Origin of the sequence: Rhodoferax saidenbachensis, from assembly GCF_031457975.1 — a bacterium.
GTDB lineage: Bacteria > Pseudomonadota > Gammaproteobacteria > Burkholderiales > Burkholderiaceae_C > Allorhodoferax > Allorhodoferax saidenbachensis_A.
The window spans coordinates 478,045-493,616 of the sequence record NZ_JAVDXO010000001.1; the positions used below are offsets into that span (position 1 = coordinate 478,045).

A 15,572-nucleotide genomic window follows, 5' to 3' on the forward strand; every position below is an offset into this window, starting at 1 on the left:
AGCCGGGAAGGAATTGGATCAGCCTATGTCAACGCCGCTATCAAAAGAAGACGCTTTTGCCCGTTTGGGGGCCATTACGCGCGAGATGCACGAAGCCTTGGCGGTGATTGGCGGCAGCCAGCTGCACGACGTGGTCCAGGAAATCCCCAACGCCCGTGACCGCCTGGCCTATGTGGGCAAGATGACCGAAGATGCAGCCAACAAGGTGCTGAATTTGGTGGATCTGGCAAAACCAGAGTGTGACGATCTCTCCTCCCGCGGTTTGGAGCTGGGCGAATCGCTGGCTCGCTTGGCTGCGGCCCCTGATTTGAGTGTGGACAAGGCCCGCGGTCTGATGGTCGTGTGCGGAAAATTTGCCCAAAGCACGGCCAAATTTGCCGAAGGGCAAGGGGCCATCCTCAGTGACATCATGATGGCGCAGGACTTTCAGGATTTGTCCGGGCAGGTGATCAAAAAGGTCATCGACATCATCACCCGCACCGAGATGCAGATGGTGCAACTGCTGATCGACAGCTCCCCCGAAGGGACCGTTGCTGTGGCCAAGTCGGAACACAACGAACCCGTGACCGTGGACAACCATGTGCTGGAAGGCCCGCAAATGGCGGAGAGCGCCCTCAAGCAGGACGACGTGGACGATTTGTTGGCGTCTCTGGGTTTTTAAGCGGCTAGCACCAGCGCCATTTCCTGGTGGGCGATGCCCGCCTCCACAAATACCTCGCCCCGTCGGGCAAAGCCTTCCCCCAGGTAAAAACCTTCAGCGCTGCACTGGGCGTGCAGCATTACCTCGGTATCACCGCGCTGGCGTGCTGCCTGTACCAGGGCGCGGAGCACCAACAGGCCCAGGCCGCCGCCGCGCAGCATCTGGTGCGTGGCCATGCGGCCTATGCGTGCCACACCGGTTGCCTCCACCACCATGCGGCCGCTGGCCACCACCTGTCCCAGGACGTTGTGCACCACGGCGTGTACGGCGCTGGCATCGGCCTCATCCCACACCAGAACTTCGGAAATCGCCTGTTCATCCACAAACACCGCACGGCGCAGCGGCGTGATTCGGTTACCCCAGTCGTCCCATTTGCCCACCGCGGTGTGGGTCACGGCTTGCCCTGCCTCAAACTGGGCAAACACTTGGCGCAAAGCATCAGGCACCGGGCGCGAGGTCTGGCTGGTGGGGTCCGCAAACACATACAGCAGCTCGCCCGACACCAAGAGCGTGTCGCCCCGGAAGATGCCGCCTTCAAACACCATGGACGAATTGCCCACGCGCGCGCAGCGCAGGCCGATGTGCAACGTGTCGTCGTAGCGGGCCGAGGCGTGGTATTCCAGCGTGGACTTCTTGACGTACATGTCGCCACCCAGCAGCACCATGCTCTCCTGGTAGGGCAACGCCAGTGCGCGCCAGTAGTCACCCATGGCAGTGTCCAGGTACATCAGGTAGTGGGCGTTGAAGACGATGTGCTGCATGTCCACCTCAGCCCAGCGCACGCGCAGGCGGTGGAAAAAACGGAAGTCGGAGCGTTGCAAGGTCATGGTGGTGTTTGGAAAGAATGATTCAAAGGCCAAAGGCATTGCGCAGTGCGCGGGCCGCATCAGCGTGGGCTGTGGTGGCTTCGGGGATGGCGCGGCCCATCTTGATGAACTCGTGCACCACGCCACGATAAATCTCCAGGTCCACGGCTACCCCGGCCAGGCGCAGCCGGTCGGCATACGCCACGCCCTCGTCCACCAGGGGGTCGCACTCGGCCAGGCCCACCCAAGCGGGGGCTACGCCTCCCAGATCCACCTCGTGTCCATTGGTGTCCTTGCCGTTCAGCGGCGCAAAGCGCCAGTCGTCGCGGTCCGCCGCGCTGCGGATGTAATGCTCAAAGAAGAAGCTGATCTGCCGCTCTTCGAGCAGAAAACCACTGGCAAAGGTGCTGTGCGAGAGCGTGTCCTGGTGGCCTGCGCAGCCCGGGTAAAACAGCAGCTGAAGGGCCAGTGGCAAGCCCGCGTTGCACGCCTCGATGGCGCAGGCTGCAGCCAGTGTGCCACCAGCGCTGTCGCCGCCCAGTGCGATGCGGGTCGTGTCCAGACCTCGGTTTTTGCCCTCTTGGGCTACCCATTGCACCACATCCCAGGCGTCCTCATGCGCGGTGGGGAATTTGAATTCGGGTGCCAACCGGTAGTCCACCGACAGCACCGCGCAACCGGCCAGGTGCGCCAGGCGGCGGCACAGGCCATCATGCGTGGCCACACTGCCCACAGTAAAACCGCCGCCATGGAAGTACACCAATACCGGCAGCCCAGTGCCACTGGGCGCGTAGTGGCGCACAGGAATGGCGTAGCCGTCGCGCGCGGTCACCGTGAAGTCCTCCACACGGTGCATCTTCTGGGTGGGCAGTTCCAGTACATCGGAGCCTGCTGCATAGGCGGTGCGGGCCTGCTGGGCGCTCAGCATGTGCATGGGGGCGTGACCGGCCCGCGCGATGCGGTCCAGCACCCCGCGCATGGTAGGGGTGAGCAGGCTGCGCGGGTTGCCGCGGCGGTCATGGTGGTGACTCATGGTTGGGATGCTTCTTGGTACATTGGCTCATTCAATCCTACACGCCAAAAAGTTATGAACCCCCAAGCTCACTATCGTTCGCGGCCCCCCAAGGGGGCGCATGCCACCCTAGAGGCGGCTCGTCGGGAGGCATGACATGTCCTTCATTTACTACGTGACCCAGATCCAGTTTGAATGCGGTGCCGTGCGCCTGCTCAAGCAAGAGTGTGAGCGTGTGGGCATCACCCGCCCGCTGGTCGTGACCGACCCGGGCGTGAAGGCCGCCGGTATTTTGCAAAAGGCGCTGGACGCCCTGCCCGGCCTGATCGTGGCCGTGTTTGATCAGACCCCTTCCAACCCCACGGAAACCGCCGTGCGCGCTGCGGCGGCGATGTACAAGGCCCAGGGCTGCGACGGCTTGATTGCCGTGGGCGGTGGCTCGGCGATCGACTGCGCCAAGGGCGTGGCCATTGCCGCCACGCACGAAGGCCCGCTGACGCACTACGCCACCATCGAAGGCGGCTCGGTGCGCATCACCGAGCGCGTGGCGCCCATCATTGCCGTGCCCACCACCAGTGGTACCGGCAGCGAGGTGGCGCGCGGCGCCATCCTCATCGTGGACGATCACCGCAAGCTGGGCTTCCACAGCTGGCACCTGGTGCCCAAGACCGCCATTTGCGACCCCGAGCTGACGCTGGGCCTGCCACCCAAGCTGACCGCCGCCACCGGCATGGATGCAATTGCACACTGCATGGAGACCTTTATGGCGCCTTCGTTCAACCCGCCGGCGGACGGCATTGCGCTGGACGGACTGGAGCGCGCCTGGGCCCACATTGCCCGCGCCACGCTGAACGGCAGCGACGTGGAAGCCCGCACCAACCTGATGAGCGCCAGCATGCAGGGTGCCATGGCATTCCAGAAAGGGCTGGGCTGCGTGCATTCGCTAAGCCACAGCCTGGGCGGGGTGGACCCGCGCCTGCACCACGGCACATTGAACGCGATGTTCTTGCCGGCGGTGGTGGCCTTCAATGCGCAGGCCGAATCGGTACAAAAGGACAAGCGCCTGCAACGTATGGCCCACGCCATGGGCTTGGGCTCGGCCAGTGACATTGGCGAGGCCATCAGGGACATGAACGCCCGCCTGGGCTTGCCCACAGGCCTGGCAGAGATGGGCGTGTCAGCCACGCAGTTTGACCAGATCATCACTGGTGCGCTGGCGGACCATTGTCACAAAACTAATCCGCGCATCGCCACGGCAGACGAATACCGCCAGATGCTCGAACTGTCGTTGTAGCGCTGGCACAGCGGTCTTGTAAGGACGCGTATAGAAGTCGCGGCTAAACTGCCATCGGAAATAAGAAAACGATTGCAAGGGCTGCCTTCGGGCGCCCCAGGGAGCACGACAAAAATGCGCCACTATTCCATCAAGACTTGGTTGACGCGGGGAACCTACCCGCGCCTGTTCCTGCCCATTCTGGCCATCATTGTGGCGGTGACACTGGTGCGCTACCACCTGATGTTCAGTGCCGAGCTGCAGGAAGCTATCGAGCACCAACGGGCCCAGGTGCAGGTGACCGGGCACTACCTGCTGCCCCTGTTGGTGCGTGCCAGTGCCAACGGCACACACGCTGAGTTGCAGGCCATGCTGGAGGCTGAGCTGGGCTTTAACCCCGAGATTCAAAGCCTGCAATGGAGCCAGCGGGGCACAGTGCTGCAGGCAGGTACTTCGGGCTTTGCGCATGCGCAAGTGCCCCTGTGGTTTGAGCAGTTTGCGGCGCTCAAACCCCTGAGCGGAGATTTTGCGCAGCAGCTGCCCGATGGCACTAACGTGCAATTGGTGGTCGTGGTGGGCAATGTCCAAGTACTGGAGCAGGTCTGGCGCACCATTGGTGCGCAGATGCACATCTCGGCGATGAACATCTTCACCATCTTGTTTCTGCTCACCCTGCTGTTGCGGGCCAATGCCCGCATGCTCAGCCGCTTGAATACCGCCACCGAGGCATTTCGTGCCGGCGCGCTGCATGCCCGCATGGCAGAAAAAGGCACGCTGGAGATGCGGGCCGTGGCGCAAGCCTTCAACAGCATGGCAGAGCAGATCCAGGGCCTGGTGCAGTCGCTGCAAACCACCCAGGCTGAACTGGAAGAGCAACTGCACTTCACCCGCCAGTTGATCAACGCCCTGCCCCTCCCCGTGTTTGTGCGTGGCACTGACGGCACCTGCCTGGGGGTCAACCAGGCCTGGGAAACTTTTTTCAACACGCCTGCCCAGGCAGTAGTCGGCGTGCCGCTGTCCAGCGATTTTGTGGCCCTGCCGCACGAGCGTGCAGGCCGTGAACGCCGGGTGTTGAGCCGCAAGGACAACGAGGTGCTGGTCAAAGCCGGAACCTACGACTTGCGTGAGATGGTGTATTTCAAGGCGCCCTTCACCCTGACCGATGGCAGTGTGGGCGGCAGCATCGGTGCGCTGGTGGACATCACCGAGCGCAAGCTGGCACAGGAAGCCCTGCTGGAAGAAAAAGAACGCGCCGTGGTCACGTTGTCGTCGATTGCCGATGGTGTCATTACCACCGACTTGCATGGGCACATTGACAGCCTCAACGAGGCCGCCCAGTTTTTGACCGGCTACACCGAACAGCAGGCGCTGGGGCGCCGCTTGAGTGAGGTGTTTCAGCTAGACACCAAGTCACAGGCCCTGCCCCAGGGCGTGCGTGTAGATCAACTGCACCAGACCCAAACCGCAGTACATGCCATCAACCAGTTACTGCTGCACCATTCGGGCGAGCGCTATGCGATCGAATTCACCGCCGCCCCCATCCGGCAAAGCCATGGCACGGCCAGGGGCTGTGTGCTGGTATTCCGCGATGTGACCGAAACCCGCGATCTGCAGCAAAAAATCTCTTGGCAGGCACGCCATGACGCACTCACCGGGCTGAACAACCGCGATGCACTGGCCGAACGCCTGACCCATGCCCTGTACCAGGCTCGCCAGGATGGTGGCATGCTGAGCGTGTGCCTGCTGGACCTGGACCATTTTCAGGACATCAACGACCGCCATGGCAACTGGGCCGGTGACCGCTTGCTGAAAGAAGTGGCGCTGCGCTTGCAGGGCTTTGTGCAAGACCCGGCAGATGCGGCCCGCCTGGGCGGTGATGAATTTGTGGTGCTGCTGCGCGGGCCCAGTGGCGAAGCGGAAGTGCAGAGCCGAACCCTGGCCCTGCTGGAGTGTCTGGCCCAGCCCTATGCGATTGACGACCTGCTGATCCACTCCAGCGCCAGCGCCGGTGTGGTGCTGTTCCCGCAAGACAACGCCAGCCCCGACACCCTGCTGCGCCACGCCGATCAGGCCATGTACCAGGCCAAGCAGGCGGGCCGGGGTTTCCATATCTTTGACGCCCAGCAAGACCAGGAAGTGCAAACCCACTACACGCAGCTAGCCCGCCTGGCCATTGCCGTACACCAAGGGGAGTTCCGGCTGCACTACCAGCCCAAGGTGCACATGCGCACTGGCGAGATTGTGGGCGTAGAAGCCCTGCTGCGTTGGCAGCACCCCGAGCAGGGACTGCTGGCCCCGGGCGGTTTTTTACCGCTGATGGAACACACCGACCTGGTTGTAGAAACTGGCGAATGGGTGCTCCACCAGGCGCTGGCGCAGCTGCAAACCTGGGTGTCGCAAGGCCAGCGCTGGGTGGTCAGCGTGAACATTGCGGCGCGACATTTCCACCGCGCCGACTTTGTGGACCGCCTGCGTGCGCTGCTGGCCTGCTACCCCCAAGCCCCTGCCCATCTGCTGGAGCTGGAGATTCTGGAATCGGCCGTGCTACAGGACATTCAGCACATGCGCCAGGTGATGCAAGGCTGCCAGGCGTTGGGGGTGTGCTTTGCGCTGGACGACTTTGGCACCGGGTTCTCTTCGCTGTCCTACCTTAAGCGCCTGCCGGCCGAAACCATCAAGATCGACCGCATGTTTGTGGAAGGCCTGCTGGACGACCCCGAGGACCGCACGCTGGTGGGGGCCATCGTCGCGCTGGCCAAGGCCTTTGACCGCGCAGTGATTGCCGAAGGCGTGGAAACCTCGGCCCAAGCCAGCAAGCTGCTGGAGTTGGGTTGCGAACTAGGCCAGGGCTATGGCATTGCACGGCCCATGCCGGCGGCTGACATGCTGCCTTGGGCGGCACGCCGGTCTACAAACCGCGCTGAAGCGTAGCCGCCACCGGCGCCGACAGGCTGGCCATAAAGCCTTCTACCGCCTGCGTGTAGGCCGTGCCCAGGCCGAGTTCTTTGTTGATTTCGCTGTGCGTCATATCCTGAGGCAGGACCTGCACGCGTACACCTATCGAGGTAGCTCGGGCAGCAAAGGCACGCGCCTGGCCGCAGGATTCGTCACGCCGCACTGAGCACACCATCAACAGCGGCTTGGAGCCGGATTGCAGCTGCTGCTGTGGCGACACGGCTTTCCAGAACGTGGGGTCGGTGCCAAACGCGGGGTCGTACAGCTTGTAGTGCTTGCCCTGCATGATGGGGGCCACATCCAAGGCCGCACTGTCCAGCGCCACCGTGCCCAGCCAGGGTTGGGCACCCGCCTGCGTGGCCAGGCTGGCGGAAGACGCCAGCAGCGCCACCAGATGCGCACCGGCCGAATGGCCCATGAGGATGAACTGCTTGGGGTCTGCACCCCAGCCCGTGGCCTTGGACTGGGCGCTGGCCAGCGCCTGGGCCACGTCGCGCACCTGGTCCAGCGGATCGGCCTCGGGCAGCAGGCGGTTGTTCACCGAGATAAAGACAAAGCCCTTGGGCACCCAGCGCGCCACCTTGTTGTCCACCACGTTGCCCATGCGTTTGTCGCCCATACGCCAGGCGCCGCCATGCACCATGAAGATCACCGGGGCCAGGGCTGCACCCTTGGCGGGCAGGTACACGTCCATGCGCTGCTTGGGGTCGGTGCCATAGGCCACGTCGCGCACCACATTGCGGGCGACGGTGGACGGTGCATCGTCACCGCCGTTCGGGTCTTCCAGAGTCTGTTCGGCACTGGGCTCGGTGGTGGGGGCCTTCTCCTCCGCCTTGCTTTCGGCGCGGGCCGCGCGCCGTTCCTTGATGCGGTCCAGCAAAGGGCCTGCCGATGCTGCGCCGACCGTGAGGGCCAAGGCCATGCACAGCACCGTTGCGCGGGGAAAAGAGAGCGTGGGCAGCAGTTTGGGCAGTGTCATAGCGGGCGTACCAGGTTCATGTCGGGCTTGTCCAGCCAGGCGATGAACTCGTCCACCAACTGCTGACTGGCACGGGTGGCGGTCGTCCACGCCTTTACCCGTCCAGCCAGATCATTGCCAAAGTGCGTAAAGTCTGTACGGTCTGGAAGTTTGCTGTTTGGTAAAGTTTTCACCCACTCGGGGTTAGGCGCCAGCAGCACCATGGTGTCCAGGAATGCCGTGGAGCGGTGCCGCCACTTCAGCCCCTTGTCCAGCCAGCCCGGCACCACGCTTTTCTGGAAATGCGGGTACAGCACCAGACCTTGGTGCTCAGATAGGCCACTAGCCCCCGTGGAATATGCGCCAGCAGCTCCTGAATTCATAGCATCTTTGTGCTGCTGGGTTCCCGGGTAGTTCAGGTGCAGGTGGTAGTCGGTGATGCCACCGTCCCAGTAGGCACCCGCTGGCGCACCAGGAATGTTGTGGATGGCCTGCAGTACAAAGGGGATGGAGCAACTGGCCTGCAGCGCGGGCGTGAAGTTGGCCTCGCTCAGCGCCACGTGGCGTGTGCGGTAGTCGCCCGTTGCAAACGGTAGCGCTGCAGCGCCACCCTCTGCTGCAGGGCTGGAAAACACGACGCGTTCCAGCCAGGCACCCATGGCCTTGCGGTGCAGTGTGTTGGTCAGAAATGCCCCCAGGTAGCCCAGCGGCGTGCGCAGGCCGTGCTCGGTGCGCAGCAGGTGCCGCCCGCGTGAGGTAACGATGTGCAACCGGTAGCGGGGGTGCTGCAGCACCTCGGGTACGCGGCCGCCGTAAAACGATTGCAGGTTTTCACCGAAAGTCTCGCTCACCTGGGCCGCACTGATGCGCTTTTGCCCCGGGGCCAACTCGTAATGCTGGTGGATGTAGTCGTGCTCCAGCCGTTTAAATGCCGCCACGGGGTCGTTCAGGCAGGCTGTGGCCATGCGCCATGCGCCGATGGAGGCGCCCACCAGGTCCACCGGCTGCTGCGAACGCAGCAACCAGTCGCCAAAAATGAATCGGTCCAGCGCGCCCAGAATCAGGCCCTTGGGCCCACCAGCGGCGCCGGGGATGGTGGCTATGTGCTGGGGTTGCAGTCCGTTGGCGGCTAGCGCCGCCCGGGCCTTGGGGCCTGTGTAGATGTGAAGTGCTTGCATTCTAAAAATTCAATCGGGGAAGACCAACTCGCCGCTGGGCCGCCCCAAGGCGAGTTCGCCCCCTTGGGGGCAGCGACCCGCGCAGCGGCGGAGCGTGGGGGTCATGTATATGCGGCCCAGTCGAAAGGGTCTTGCTGCAGCACCATGTCGATGTCCAACCCCAAAGCCACGCCCACCGAACCCGGGAAGGTCACGGCCAGACCGCGCTGGGTCAGCTTGGCCTCTTTGCCTCGGGCGCGCCAGGCCGCCAGATGGATCACTCCGGCCAGCGGCTCGTACACATGGTTCTCAAACGGGGCGTACTGGTGTTCCAGCGCGTCCACCATGGGTTGGGGGAAATGCCACATACGCGCGTAGCCTGCGCCCACGCTGGCGTAGCAGTAGCCCAGCACCTTGCGCTCCAGCGAAGCGCGGTTCATGCCCAGCGGGTGCACGTCTTCGTCCAGCACGGCGGTGATATCGGACATGGCCAGGTGCATGGCCAGCTCGCCCACCGCGTGGATCAGCCCGCAGGTGAACGCCGCCTGCTGGTTCAGCCGCACCAGCCCGGCCAGCGAGCGCGACACGCGGGCCACATTCAGGCTGTAGTCCCAAAACTGTTGCAGCTGGATGCCCGGCACGGCCTTGAGCGAAGCGCCAGTGGCTGCGGCCTGGGCCATGGTGCGCACGTGGTTCAGGTCCAGCAGGGCCAGGGCCTCTGACACGCTGCTGATCTTGCCCGAGAGCTGGAAAAAACTGGAGTTGGCCAGCTGCAGGAGCCGGGTGGTCAGCGCCGGGTCGGTGCTGATGAGTTGGGTGACCTTTTTGAGGTCAATTTCGGGACGGTCCAGCTCATTGAGCAGCAGTGCTACCACTTTGGGAATGCTGGGCAGGATGAACTGCTGCTCCAGCAAGGCACTGAGTTTCATGGCGACGGTCTCCTCAACCAACTTTTGGGGATGCGGGGATTATCCATCCGTGCCAGTCCCTAGAAGCAAAAAACCCGCCATGGCGGGGTTGGTCGGGCAGTGTTGCGGGCTCAGACGCCGGCCTTGCCGCCCCGGAAACGCTTCAGGGCCGAATCCACCATGCCCTCCACTCCGCCTCGTTCCGCCCCCTCCTGGCGCAAATAGTTGGCGTCACCACCTTCATGGGCGGCCTGGTAGATGTGGTCCAGCGCAGGCACGCAGCCCAGCGCCTCCGCCTGGGGCCAGATGTGGCGCACCGTCGTCAGGATGTCTTCACGCAGCGAGCGTTTCTCGTAGGTCTTGGGGTGGGCCACGGTCCCATCCAGGCCGAAACGGCAGGCCTGAAAGCGGTTGTAGTTGTAGACCAGGTAGTCGTCCTCTACGGGCGGTGGTTCGTTGCGCTCCAGCAGGTAGCGGCACAGCGCCTGCAGATAGCAGGCCAGCGCGGCAGCGCGCTCTACCGTCAGGGGCGTGTCGCACACCCGCAGTTCGATGGTGCCGTACTCGGGTTTGGGGCGGATGTCCCAGTAAAAGTCCTTCATGCTTTTGACAACACCCGTGAGCTCCATCTTGGCAAAGTACTGCTCCTCAAAGTCTTGCCAGCGCAGTAAAAAAGGCGCGCGTCCGCTCAGCGGAAACGCGAACACCGAGTTCAGCCGCGCCGAATGGAACAGCGTGTCGTTGCCCTGTACGAATGGGGACGAGGCCGACAGCGCAATGAAATGCGGCACGTAGCGGTTCAGGGCGTGTAGCAGATACAGGGCCTCGTCACCGCTGGAGCAGCCCACGTGCACATGCTGGCCAAAAATCGTGAACTGCTTGGTCAGGTATCCGTACAGCAGGGACACTTCGAGGAACCGCGGTTTGTTGAAAATGCGCCGCTCGGACCAAAGCTGGAACGGGTGGGTGCCACCACCACACACGCCAATATTGAGCTGGTCGCCCGCCCGCACCAGGGTGTCGCGCATTTCCCGCAGCTGTGCCTGTAGCGTGGCGTATTCGGTGTGCACGTCGGTGGCGACTTCGATCATGCTTTCGGTGACCTCGGGCGTTACCGTGCCCGGGAACGGCTTGCGCCGCAGCAGCTCGAGCATGTCGGGGCTGGCGGCCGTCAGGTCAAAGTCGCTGAGGCTGACGAGCTGCAGTTCCAGCTCCACTCCCAGACTCAGCGATTGCGATTGTTTGAAGGGCTCCAAGGCCATATCAGTCTCCCCTGCTGTCTGGCACCTCGCGCGCCCAGACCAGTGCACGGCGGATGAAGATGGGGCCCAGCACCTCCAGGGTCAGCGCCATGGTGGCAAGCGGCGCCAGCTCGTCCACCAGATGGATGCCGAGATAGCGTGTCTGCTCCAACACCAGGATCACGAAGGCCGAGATGGGCGTGGTGGCCACGCCAATGAGCAACCCTTTGCGCCAGGAGATGCCGCTGACATGGGCGAACAGGCTGATGCCCACAATCTTGGCCAGTTGGCGTACGCCCATCACGGCCAACCCCAGCCCCATGCCGGCCAGCACCTGCTGCCAATCTACGGTAGAGGCAATGTATACAAATAGCAGCATCGACAGCAAATCGCCCAGCGCACCAAAACCGCGCTGGGACGAGTTCAGCACAATGCGGCGATGCCGGGCCGACAGCCCAAACGTGAGCGCCACCAGCACCGGCGACAGCTTCAGGCTGTGGGCCAGTGCCACCAGGCAGATGATGGCCAGGGTGAAGGCCAACGTGCTGTCATCACTGGTGCGCCCGGTGAACTGCAGCAAGGCTGGCACCAGGGCACCGGCCAGCATGCCCAAGATGCCGGAGGCACACAGATCGACCAAGCTGCCGTAGGTTGCGTCCCAGAGGTTGCCGGAGGTCTCGAACACCACCAGCCCCACAATGATTTTGTAGACAAACACGGCCAGCACGCAGTTCAGCGCAGACAGGTGCAATACCCGTTCGGTCACCTGGCCGGAACTACGCTGCTCATTGGCCACCCGCAGGATGCTGGCGGGCGACGTGGCCATGGACAACGAGCCCAGCAGCACCGCGCTGGACTGAGACTGCCCAAACCACATCACCAGAAAATAGACCGCTCCGAACGTGAGCGCCGTTTCGGTCACGCTGGTCGCTGCAATCCAGGGGTTGGTGCGCAACCAGCGCAGATTGATGCGGTATCCACACTCGAACAGGATCAGGCCAAACGCAATGTTGGCCAAAAGCAGCACGGTAGCCGATGGGTCTGCCGGTAACAGGCCCGCCTGCGCGGGGGCCAGAACAAAACCGACAATGGCATAGGCACTGATACGTGGCAGTTTTGCCAGCCGGTGTCCTAGCTCTCCCGCAAACCATGCAATGAGAATCGTGATGGGCCAGGCTATGTCCGAAAACACAGGCCCCAAGAGCATCTGCATGCGGTGATGCTAGTGCCCGCAGATGTCTATTGCGTGCAGAGGCCCTGAGGGAAGTGTTGCAAAGTGTTATCGCTTGAGCTTGGCAAATGCGCTGGCCATGGCGGAATTGCCGGCCAAACTGGTGTCTTGGCGGCTGCCCTGGTGCTGGCGCTCGCCACGGGCGGGGCCCTGGTAGCGGTTGTCCCCTGCCCTGTCACCACCTCGGGCGCCAGCGGGTGCCGCGCCAATCTTCATGGTCAGCGCAATGCGTTTGCGCGCCACATCCACCTCCACCACCTGCACCTTGACGATGTCGCCGGTCTTGACGACCTCGCGCGCGTCGTTGACGAACTTGTGGGCGAGCTGGCTCACATGGACCAAGCCGTCCTGGTGCACGCCCAGGTCGATAAACGCGCCGAACTGGGCCACGTTGCTGACGGTGCCTTCCAGGATCATGCCTTCCTTCAGGTCGGCAATGTCTTCCACGCCGTCGTTGAAGCGTGCTACCTTGAAATCGGGGCGCGGGTCGCGGCCGGGTTTTTCCAGCTCGGTAAAGATGTCCTTGACAGTGATCACGCCAAACTGCTCGTTGGCAAACAGCTCGGGCCGCAGCGTCTTCAGCATGTCGGCGCGGCCCATGATCTCGGCCACGGGCTTGCCGGTCTTGGCGATGATCTGCTCGATGACGGGATAGGTTTCGGGGTGCACACCGGTCATGTCCAGTGGGTTGCTGCCGCCGCGGATGCGCAAGAAGCCTGCGCTTTGCTCAAAGGTCTTGGCGCCCAGGCCGGTGACCTTCATCAGGTCCTGGCGGCTACCAAACGCGCCGTTGGCTTCGCGCCAGCGCACCACGGCCTTGGCCACGGTGCCCGACAGGCCGGACACACGACTCAGCAAAGGCACGCTGGCCGTGTTCAAGTCCACCCCCACCGAGTTCACGCAGTCTTCCACCACAGCGTCCAGCGTCTTGGCCAGCTCGCTCTGGTTCACATCGTGCTGGTACTGGCCCACGCCGATGCTCTTGGGGTCGATCTTCACGAGCTCGGCCAGCGGGTCTTGCAGACGGCGCGCAATCGACGCCGCGCCACGCAGACTCACGTCCACGTCGGGCATCTCTTGGGATGCAAATTCGCTGGCAGAGTAGACCGAGGCCCCGGCTTCGGACACGACGACTTTCTCCACCTTGATCTCAGGTGCACCCGCTTGCGCAGCCATCTTGGCCAGCAGCTTGATCAAATCAGCCGCCAGCTTGTCGGTTTCGCGGCTGGCCGTGCCGTTGCCAATCGCAATCAGGTTCACGCCGTGTTTGGCGCAGAGTTTGCCCAACGTGTGCAGGGAGCCTTCCCAGTCCTTGCGCGGCTCGTGCGGGAACACGGTGGCAGTTTCGACCAGCTTGCCGGTGGCGTCGACCACGGCCACCTTCACGCCGGTGCGAATACCTGGGTCCAAGCCCATCACCACGCGCGGGCCGGCCGGAGCGGCCAGCAACAGGTCGCGCAGGTTGTCGGCAAACACCTTGATCGCCACCTTTTCGGCGTCTTCGCGCAGCTTGGCAAACAGGTCGCGTTCGGTGGACAGGCTCAGTTTCACCTTCCAGGTCCAGCCCACACATTTGCGGATCAGATCGTCGGCCGCGCGGCCCTGGTGGCTCCAGCCCAGCTTCAGCGCAATGCGGCCTTCGGCCAGCGACACCGCGGGTGTTGCTACTTTTTTAATAGCTGCTGGCGCAGAAGATACAGGGGCTACAGGCACATTTGACTCTGGAAGCACCAACTTGGCGTCCAGAATGTCCAGTGCGCGACCGCGGAACACGGCCAGCGCGCGGTGGCTGGGCACGCGGCCAATCGGCTCGTCGTAGTCAAAGTAATCGCGGAACTTGGACACGTCGGCATTGTTCTCGTCCTTGCCTTCGGCCAGCTTGCTTTGCAGCAGGCCTTCGTTCCACAGCCAGGCGCGCAGGTCTTGCACCAGCACCGGGTCTTCGGCCCAACGCTCGGAGAGCAGATCGCGCACGCCGTCCAGCACGGCGAACACAGTCGAGAAATCGGGCTGCTTGTCGGCGATCTGCTCGGGCGTGAGCGGAGGCTTGAGGTAGGCCAGCGCTGCATCAGCCGGCACCAGGGTGGGGTTGGCAAACAGCGCGTCGGCCAGCGGCTCCAGCCCGGCTTCCTTGGCCAGTTGGCCCTTGGTGCGGCGCTTGAGCTTGAAGGGCAGGTAAATGTCTTCCACCTCTTGCTTGGTCGCCGCGTTGTGGATGGCTACTGTCAGCGCTGGCGTCAGCTTGCCCTGCTCGTCAATCGCCTTGCACACCGCTTCCTTGCGGTCGCGCAGCTCGCGCAGGTAGGACAGGCGCGTTTCCAGTTCGCGCAGCTGGATGTCATCCAGGCCGTCGGTCACTTCCTTGCGGTAGCGGGCGATAAAGGGCACGGTGGCGCCTTCGTCCAGCAGGGCCACGGCGGCTTCAACCTGGGCGGGGCGGACACGGATTTCTTGCGCGATTTGCGCGATGATTTTCTGCATTGCGAAAAATAGGCTGGCCCAGTACGGCCAGCAGGGAATCAATCAAGGGCGCGAGTGTGCCACAGCCCGCGGGCGTAAACTGTGCCCCATGCCCCGGCTCCGCTCCCTGTTTGTAAGTGCTTGTTGCGGCCTGCTGGCGCTGGGCGCCTGGGGTGCCGGCGGGACCAAGGATGTGCGGGTGGGCATGGGGCTGAGCAAGCCGCCCTACATCATGGAGTCGGGCAAGGAAGGCATCGAAGTCGAAATTGCCGAGCAGGCCTTGGCTGCTGTGGGTTACAAGATGACAGGCCTGCAGTTTCCCCCGGCGCGTGGCCTGGCCATGCAGCGTGCGGGGCAGTTGGACGTCCTTCTGGGTGTGGACGAAGGCATAGGCGGCAATGGCTATTTCTCGGCGCCCTACGTGGTTTACCAGAACGTGGCCATCACCCTGGCAGCCCGCAACCTGCCGATCCGGCGCATTGAAGACCTGGCCGACTATTCGGTGGCCGCCTTCCAGAATGCCAATGCGCTCCTGGGCGAGCGCTTCAAGGCGGTGGTTGAGCGCCATGCGGACTACAAGGAATACCCTCAGCAAATCATCCAGAACAACCTGCTTTACACCGGCCATGTGGACGTAGTGGTGGGCGACCGGCGCATCTTTCGCTACTTCGTGCCTCGGCTGGACCCCAAGGTGGACGCCAGCCAGCCCATTACCGTCCATAGCATTTTTCCGCCCAGCCCGCGCAAGGCCGTGTTCAAAGACCCGGAGCTGCGTGACCGCTTTAACGCAGGCCTCAAAATCATCCAGAACAATGGTGTCTACGATGCCATTCTGAAAAAACACGCAGGCCCGCCGTAAACCAGCGCGGGT

General features: G+C 63.2%; 12 protein-coding genes. 4 read left to right on the forward strand and 8 right to left on the reverse strand.

From position 1 onward, the window contains the following. The first annotated feature begins 25 nt into the window (after positions 1 to 25). Complete coding sequence (locus J2X15_RS02355; protein ID WP_310339114.1) at positions 26 to 661, forward strand: protein phosphatase CheZ; 636 nt, start codon at positions 26 to 28, stop codon at positions 659 to 661. Here the strand turns inward: J2X15_RS02355 and J2X15_RS02360 are convergent. Further along, positions 658 to 1,521: a YbgC/FadM family acyl-CoA thioesterase gene (locus tag J2X15_RS02360; RefSeq protein ID WP_310339695.1), complete on the reverse strand. Its 864-nt coding sequence runs from the start codon at positions 1,519 to 1,521 to the stop codon at positions 658 to 660. The two genes, J2X15_RS02355 and J2X15_RS02360, sit on opposite strands and share 4 nt — an antisense overlap. Before the next feature lie 28 nt (positions 1,522 to 1,549). Continuing rightward, on the reverse strand, positions 1,550 to 2,539 hold the full coding sequence (locus J2X15_RS02365) for an alpha/beta hydrolase (RefSeq protein WP_310339116.1): 990 nt from the start codon (positions 2,537 to 2,539) through the stop codon (positions 1,550 to 1,552). 136 nt (positions 2,540 to 2,675) lie between these two features. Between J2X15_RS02365 and J2X15_RS02370 the strand changes: the two genes are divergently transcribed. Then, the gene (locus tag J2X15_RS02370; protein WP_310339119.1) at positions 2,676 to 3,812 is read left to right on the forward strand and encodes an iron-containing alcohol dehydrogenase; all 1,137 of its coding nucleotides are present in this window, start codon (positions 2,676 to 2,678) and stop codon (positions 3,810 to 3,812) included. A gap of 114 nt (positions 3,813 to 3,926) precedes the next feature. Continuing rightward, positions 3,927 to 6,722, forward strand: a complete 2,796-nt coding sequence (locus tag J2X15_RS02375) for an EAL domain-containing protein (protein WP_310339120.1) — start codon at positions 3,927 to 3,929, stop codon at positions 6,720 to 6,722. Here J2X15_RS02375 and J2X15_RS02380 read toward each other — a convergent pair. The 6 genes from J2X15_RS02380 to J2X15_RS02405 all read right to left on the reverse strand — a co-directional run bounded on the left by J2X15_RS02380 (position 6,700) and on the right by J2X15_RS02405 (position 14,722). Beyond that, positions 6,700 to 7,725, reverse strand: a complete 1,026-nt coding sequence (locus J2X15_RS02380) for an alpha/beta hydrolase (RefSeq protein ID WP_310339122.1) — start codon at positions 7,723 to 7,725, stop codon at positions 6,700 to 6,702. The genes J2X15_RS02375 and J2X15_RS02380 overlap by 23 nt on opposite strands. Then, complete coding sequence (locus J2X15_RS02385) at positions 7,722 to 8,882, reverse strand: phospholipase (RefSeq protein WP_310339125.1); 1,161 nt, start codon at positions 8,880 to 8,882, stop codon at positions 7,722 to 7,724. The genes J2X15_RS02380 and J2X15_RS02385 overlap by 4 nt, the downstream gene beginning before the upstream one ends. A 101-nt stretch (positions 8,883 to 8,983) precedes the next feature. After that, positions 8,984 to 9,790, reverse strand: a complete 807-nt coding sequence (locus tag J2X15_RS02390) for an HDOD domain-containing protein (RefSeq protein ID WP_310339128.1) — start codon at positions 9,788 to 9,790, stop codon at positions 8,984 to 8,986. 110 nt (positions 9,791 to 9,900) lie between these two features. After that, positions 9,901 to 11,031, reverse strand: coding sequence for a YbdK family carboxylate-amine ligase (locus tag J2X15_RS02395; protein WP_310339130.1), 1,131 nt, complete (start codon positions 11,029 to 11,031; stop codon positions 9,901 to 9,903). 1 nt (position 11,032) lies between these two features. After that, positions 11,033 to 12,223: a cation:proton antiporter gene (locus J2X15_RS02400; RefSeq protein ID WP_310339132.1), complete on the reverse strand. Its 1,191-nt coding sequence runs from the start codon at positions 12,221 to 12,223 to the stop codon at positions 11,033 to 11,035. 66 nt (positions 12,224 to 12,289) lie between these two features. Then, positions 12,290 to 14,722 carry a Tex family protein gene (locus J2X15_RS02405; protein WP_310339134.1) on the reverse strand — a complete coding sequence of 811 codons (2,433 nt, stop codon included), beginning with the start codon at positions 14,720 to 14,722 and terminating at the stop codon, positions 12,290 to 12,292. 88 nt (positions 14,723 to 14,810) lie between these two features. On the opposite strand from J2X15_RS02405, the gene J2X15_RS02410 reads away from it, so the two are divergent. Next, on the forward strand, positions 14,811 to 15,560 hold the full coding sequence (locus J2X15_RS02410) for a substrate-binding periplasmic protein (RefSeq protein ID WP_310339136.1): 750 nt from the start codon (positions 14,811 to 14,813) through the stop codon (positions 15,558 to 15,560). Positions 15,561 to 15,572: the final 12 nt, after the last annotated feature.

Coding starts and splice junctions, on each gene's coding strand:
- J2X15_RS02355 (WP_310339114.1), top strand. CDS start 26: ATGTCAACGCCGCTATCAAAAGAAGACGCTTTTGCCCGTTTGGGGGCC.
- J2X15_RS02365 (WP_310339116.1), bottom strand. CDS start 2,539: ATGAGTCACCACCATGACCGCCGCGGCAACCCGCGCAGCCTGCTCACC.
- J2X15_RS02370 (WP_310339119.1), top strand. CDS start 2,676: ATGTCCTTCATTTACTACGTGACCCAGATCCAGTTTGAATGCGGTGCC.
- J2X15_RS02375 (WP_310339120.1), top strand. CDS start 3,927: ATGCGCCACTATTCCATCAAGACTTGGTTGACGCGGGGAACCTACCCG.
- J2X15_RS02380 (WP_310339122.1), bottom strand. CDS start 7,725: ATGACACTGCCCAAACTGCTGCCCACGCTCTCTTTTCCCCGCGCAACG.
- J2X15_RS02385 (WP_310339125.1), bottom strand. CDS start 8,882: ATGCAAGCACTTCACATCTACACAGGCCCCAAGGCCCGGGCGGCGCTA.
- J2X15_RS02390 (WP_310339128.1), bottom strand. CDS start 9,790: ATGAAACTCAGTGCCTTGCTGGAGCAGCAGTTCATCCTGCCCAGCATT.
- J2X15_RS02395 (WP_310339130.1), bottom strand. CDS start 11,031: ATGGCCTTGGAGCCCTTCAAACAATCGCAATCGCTGAGTCTGGGAGTG.
- J2X15_RS02400 (WP_310339132.1), bottom strand. CDS start 12,223: ATGCAGATGCTCTTGGGGCCTGTGTTTTCGGACATAGCCTGGCCCATC.
- J2X15_RS02405 (WP_310339134.1), bottom strand. CDS start 14,722: ATGCAGAAAATCATCGCGCAAATCGCGCAAGAAATCCGTGTCCGCCCC.
- J2X15_RS02410 (WP_310339136.1), top strand. CDS start 14,811: ATGCCCCGGCTCCGCTCCCTGTTTGTAAGTGCTTGTTGCGGCCTGCTG.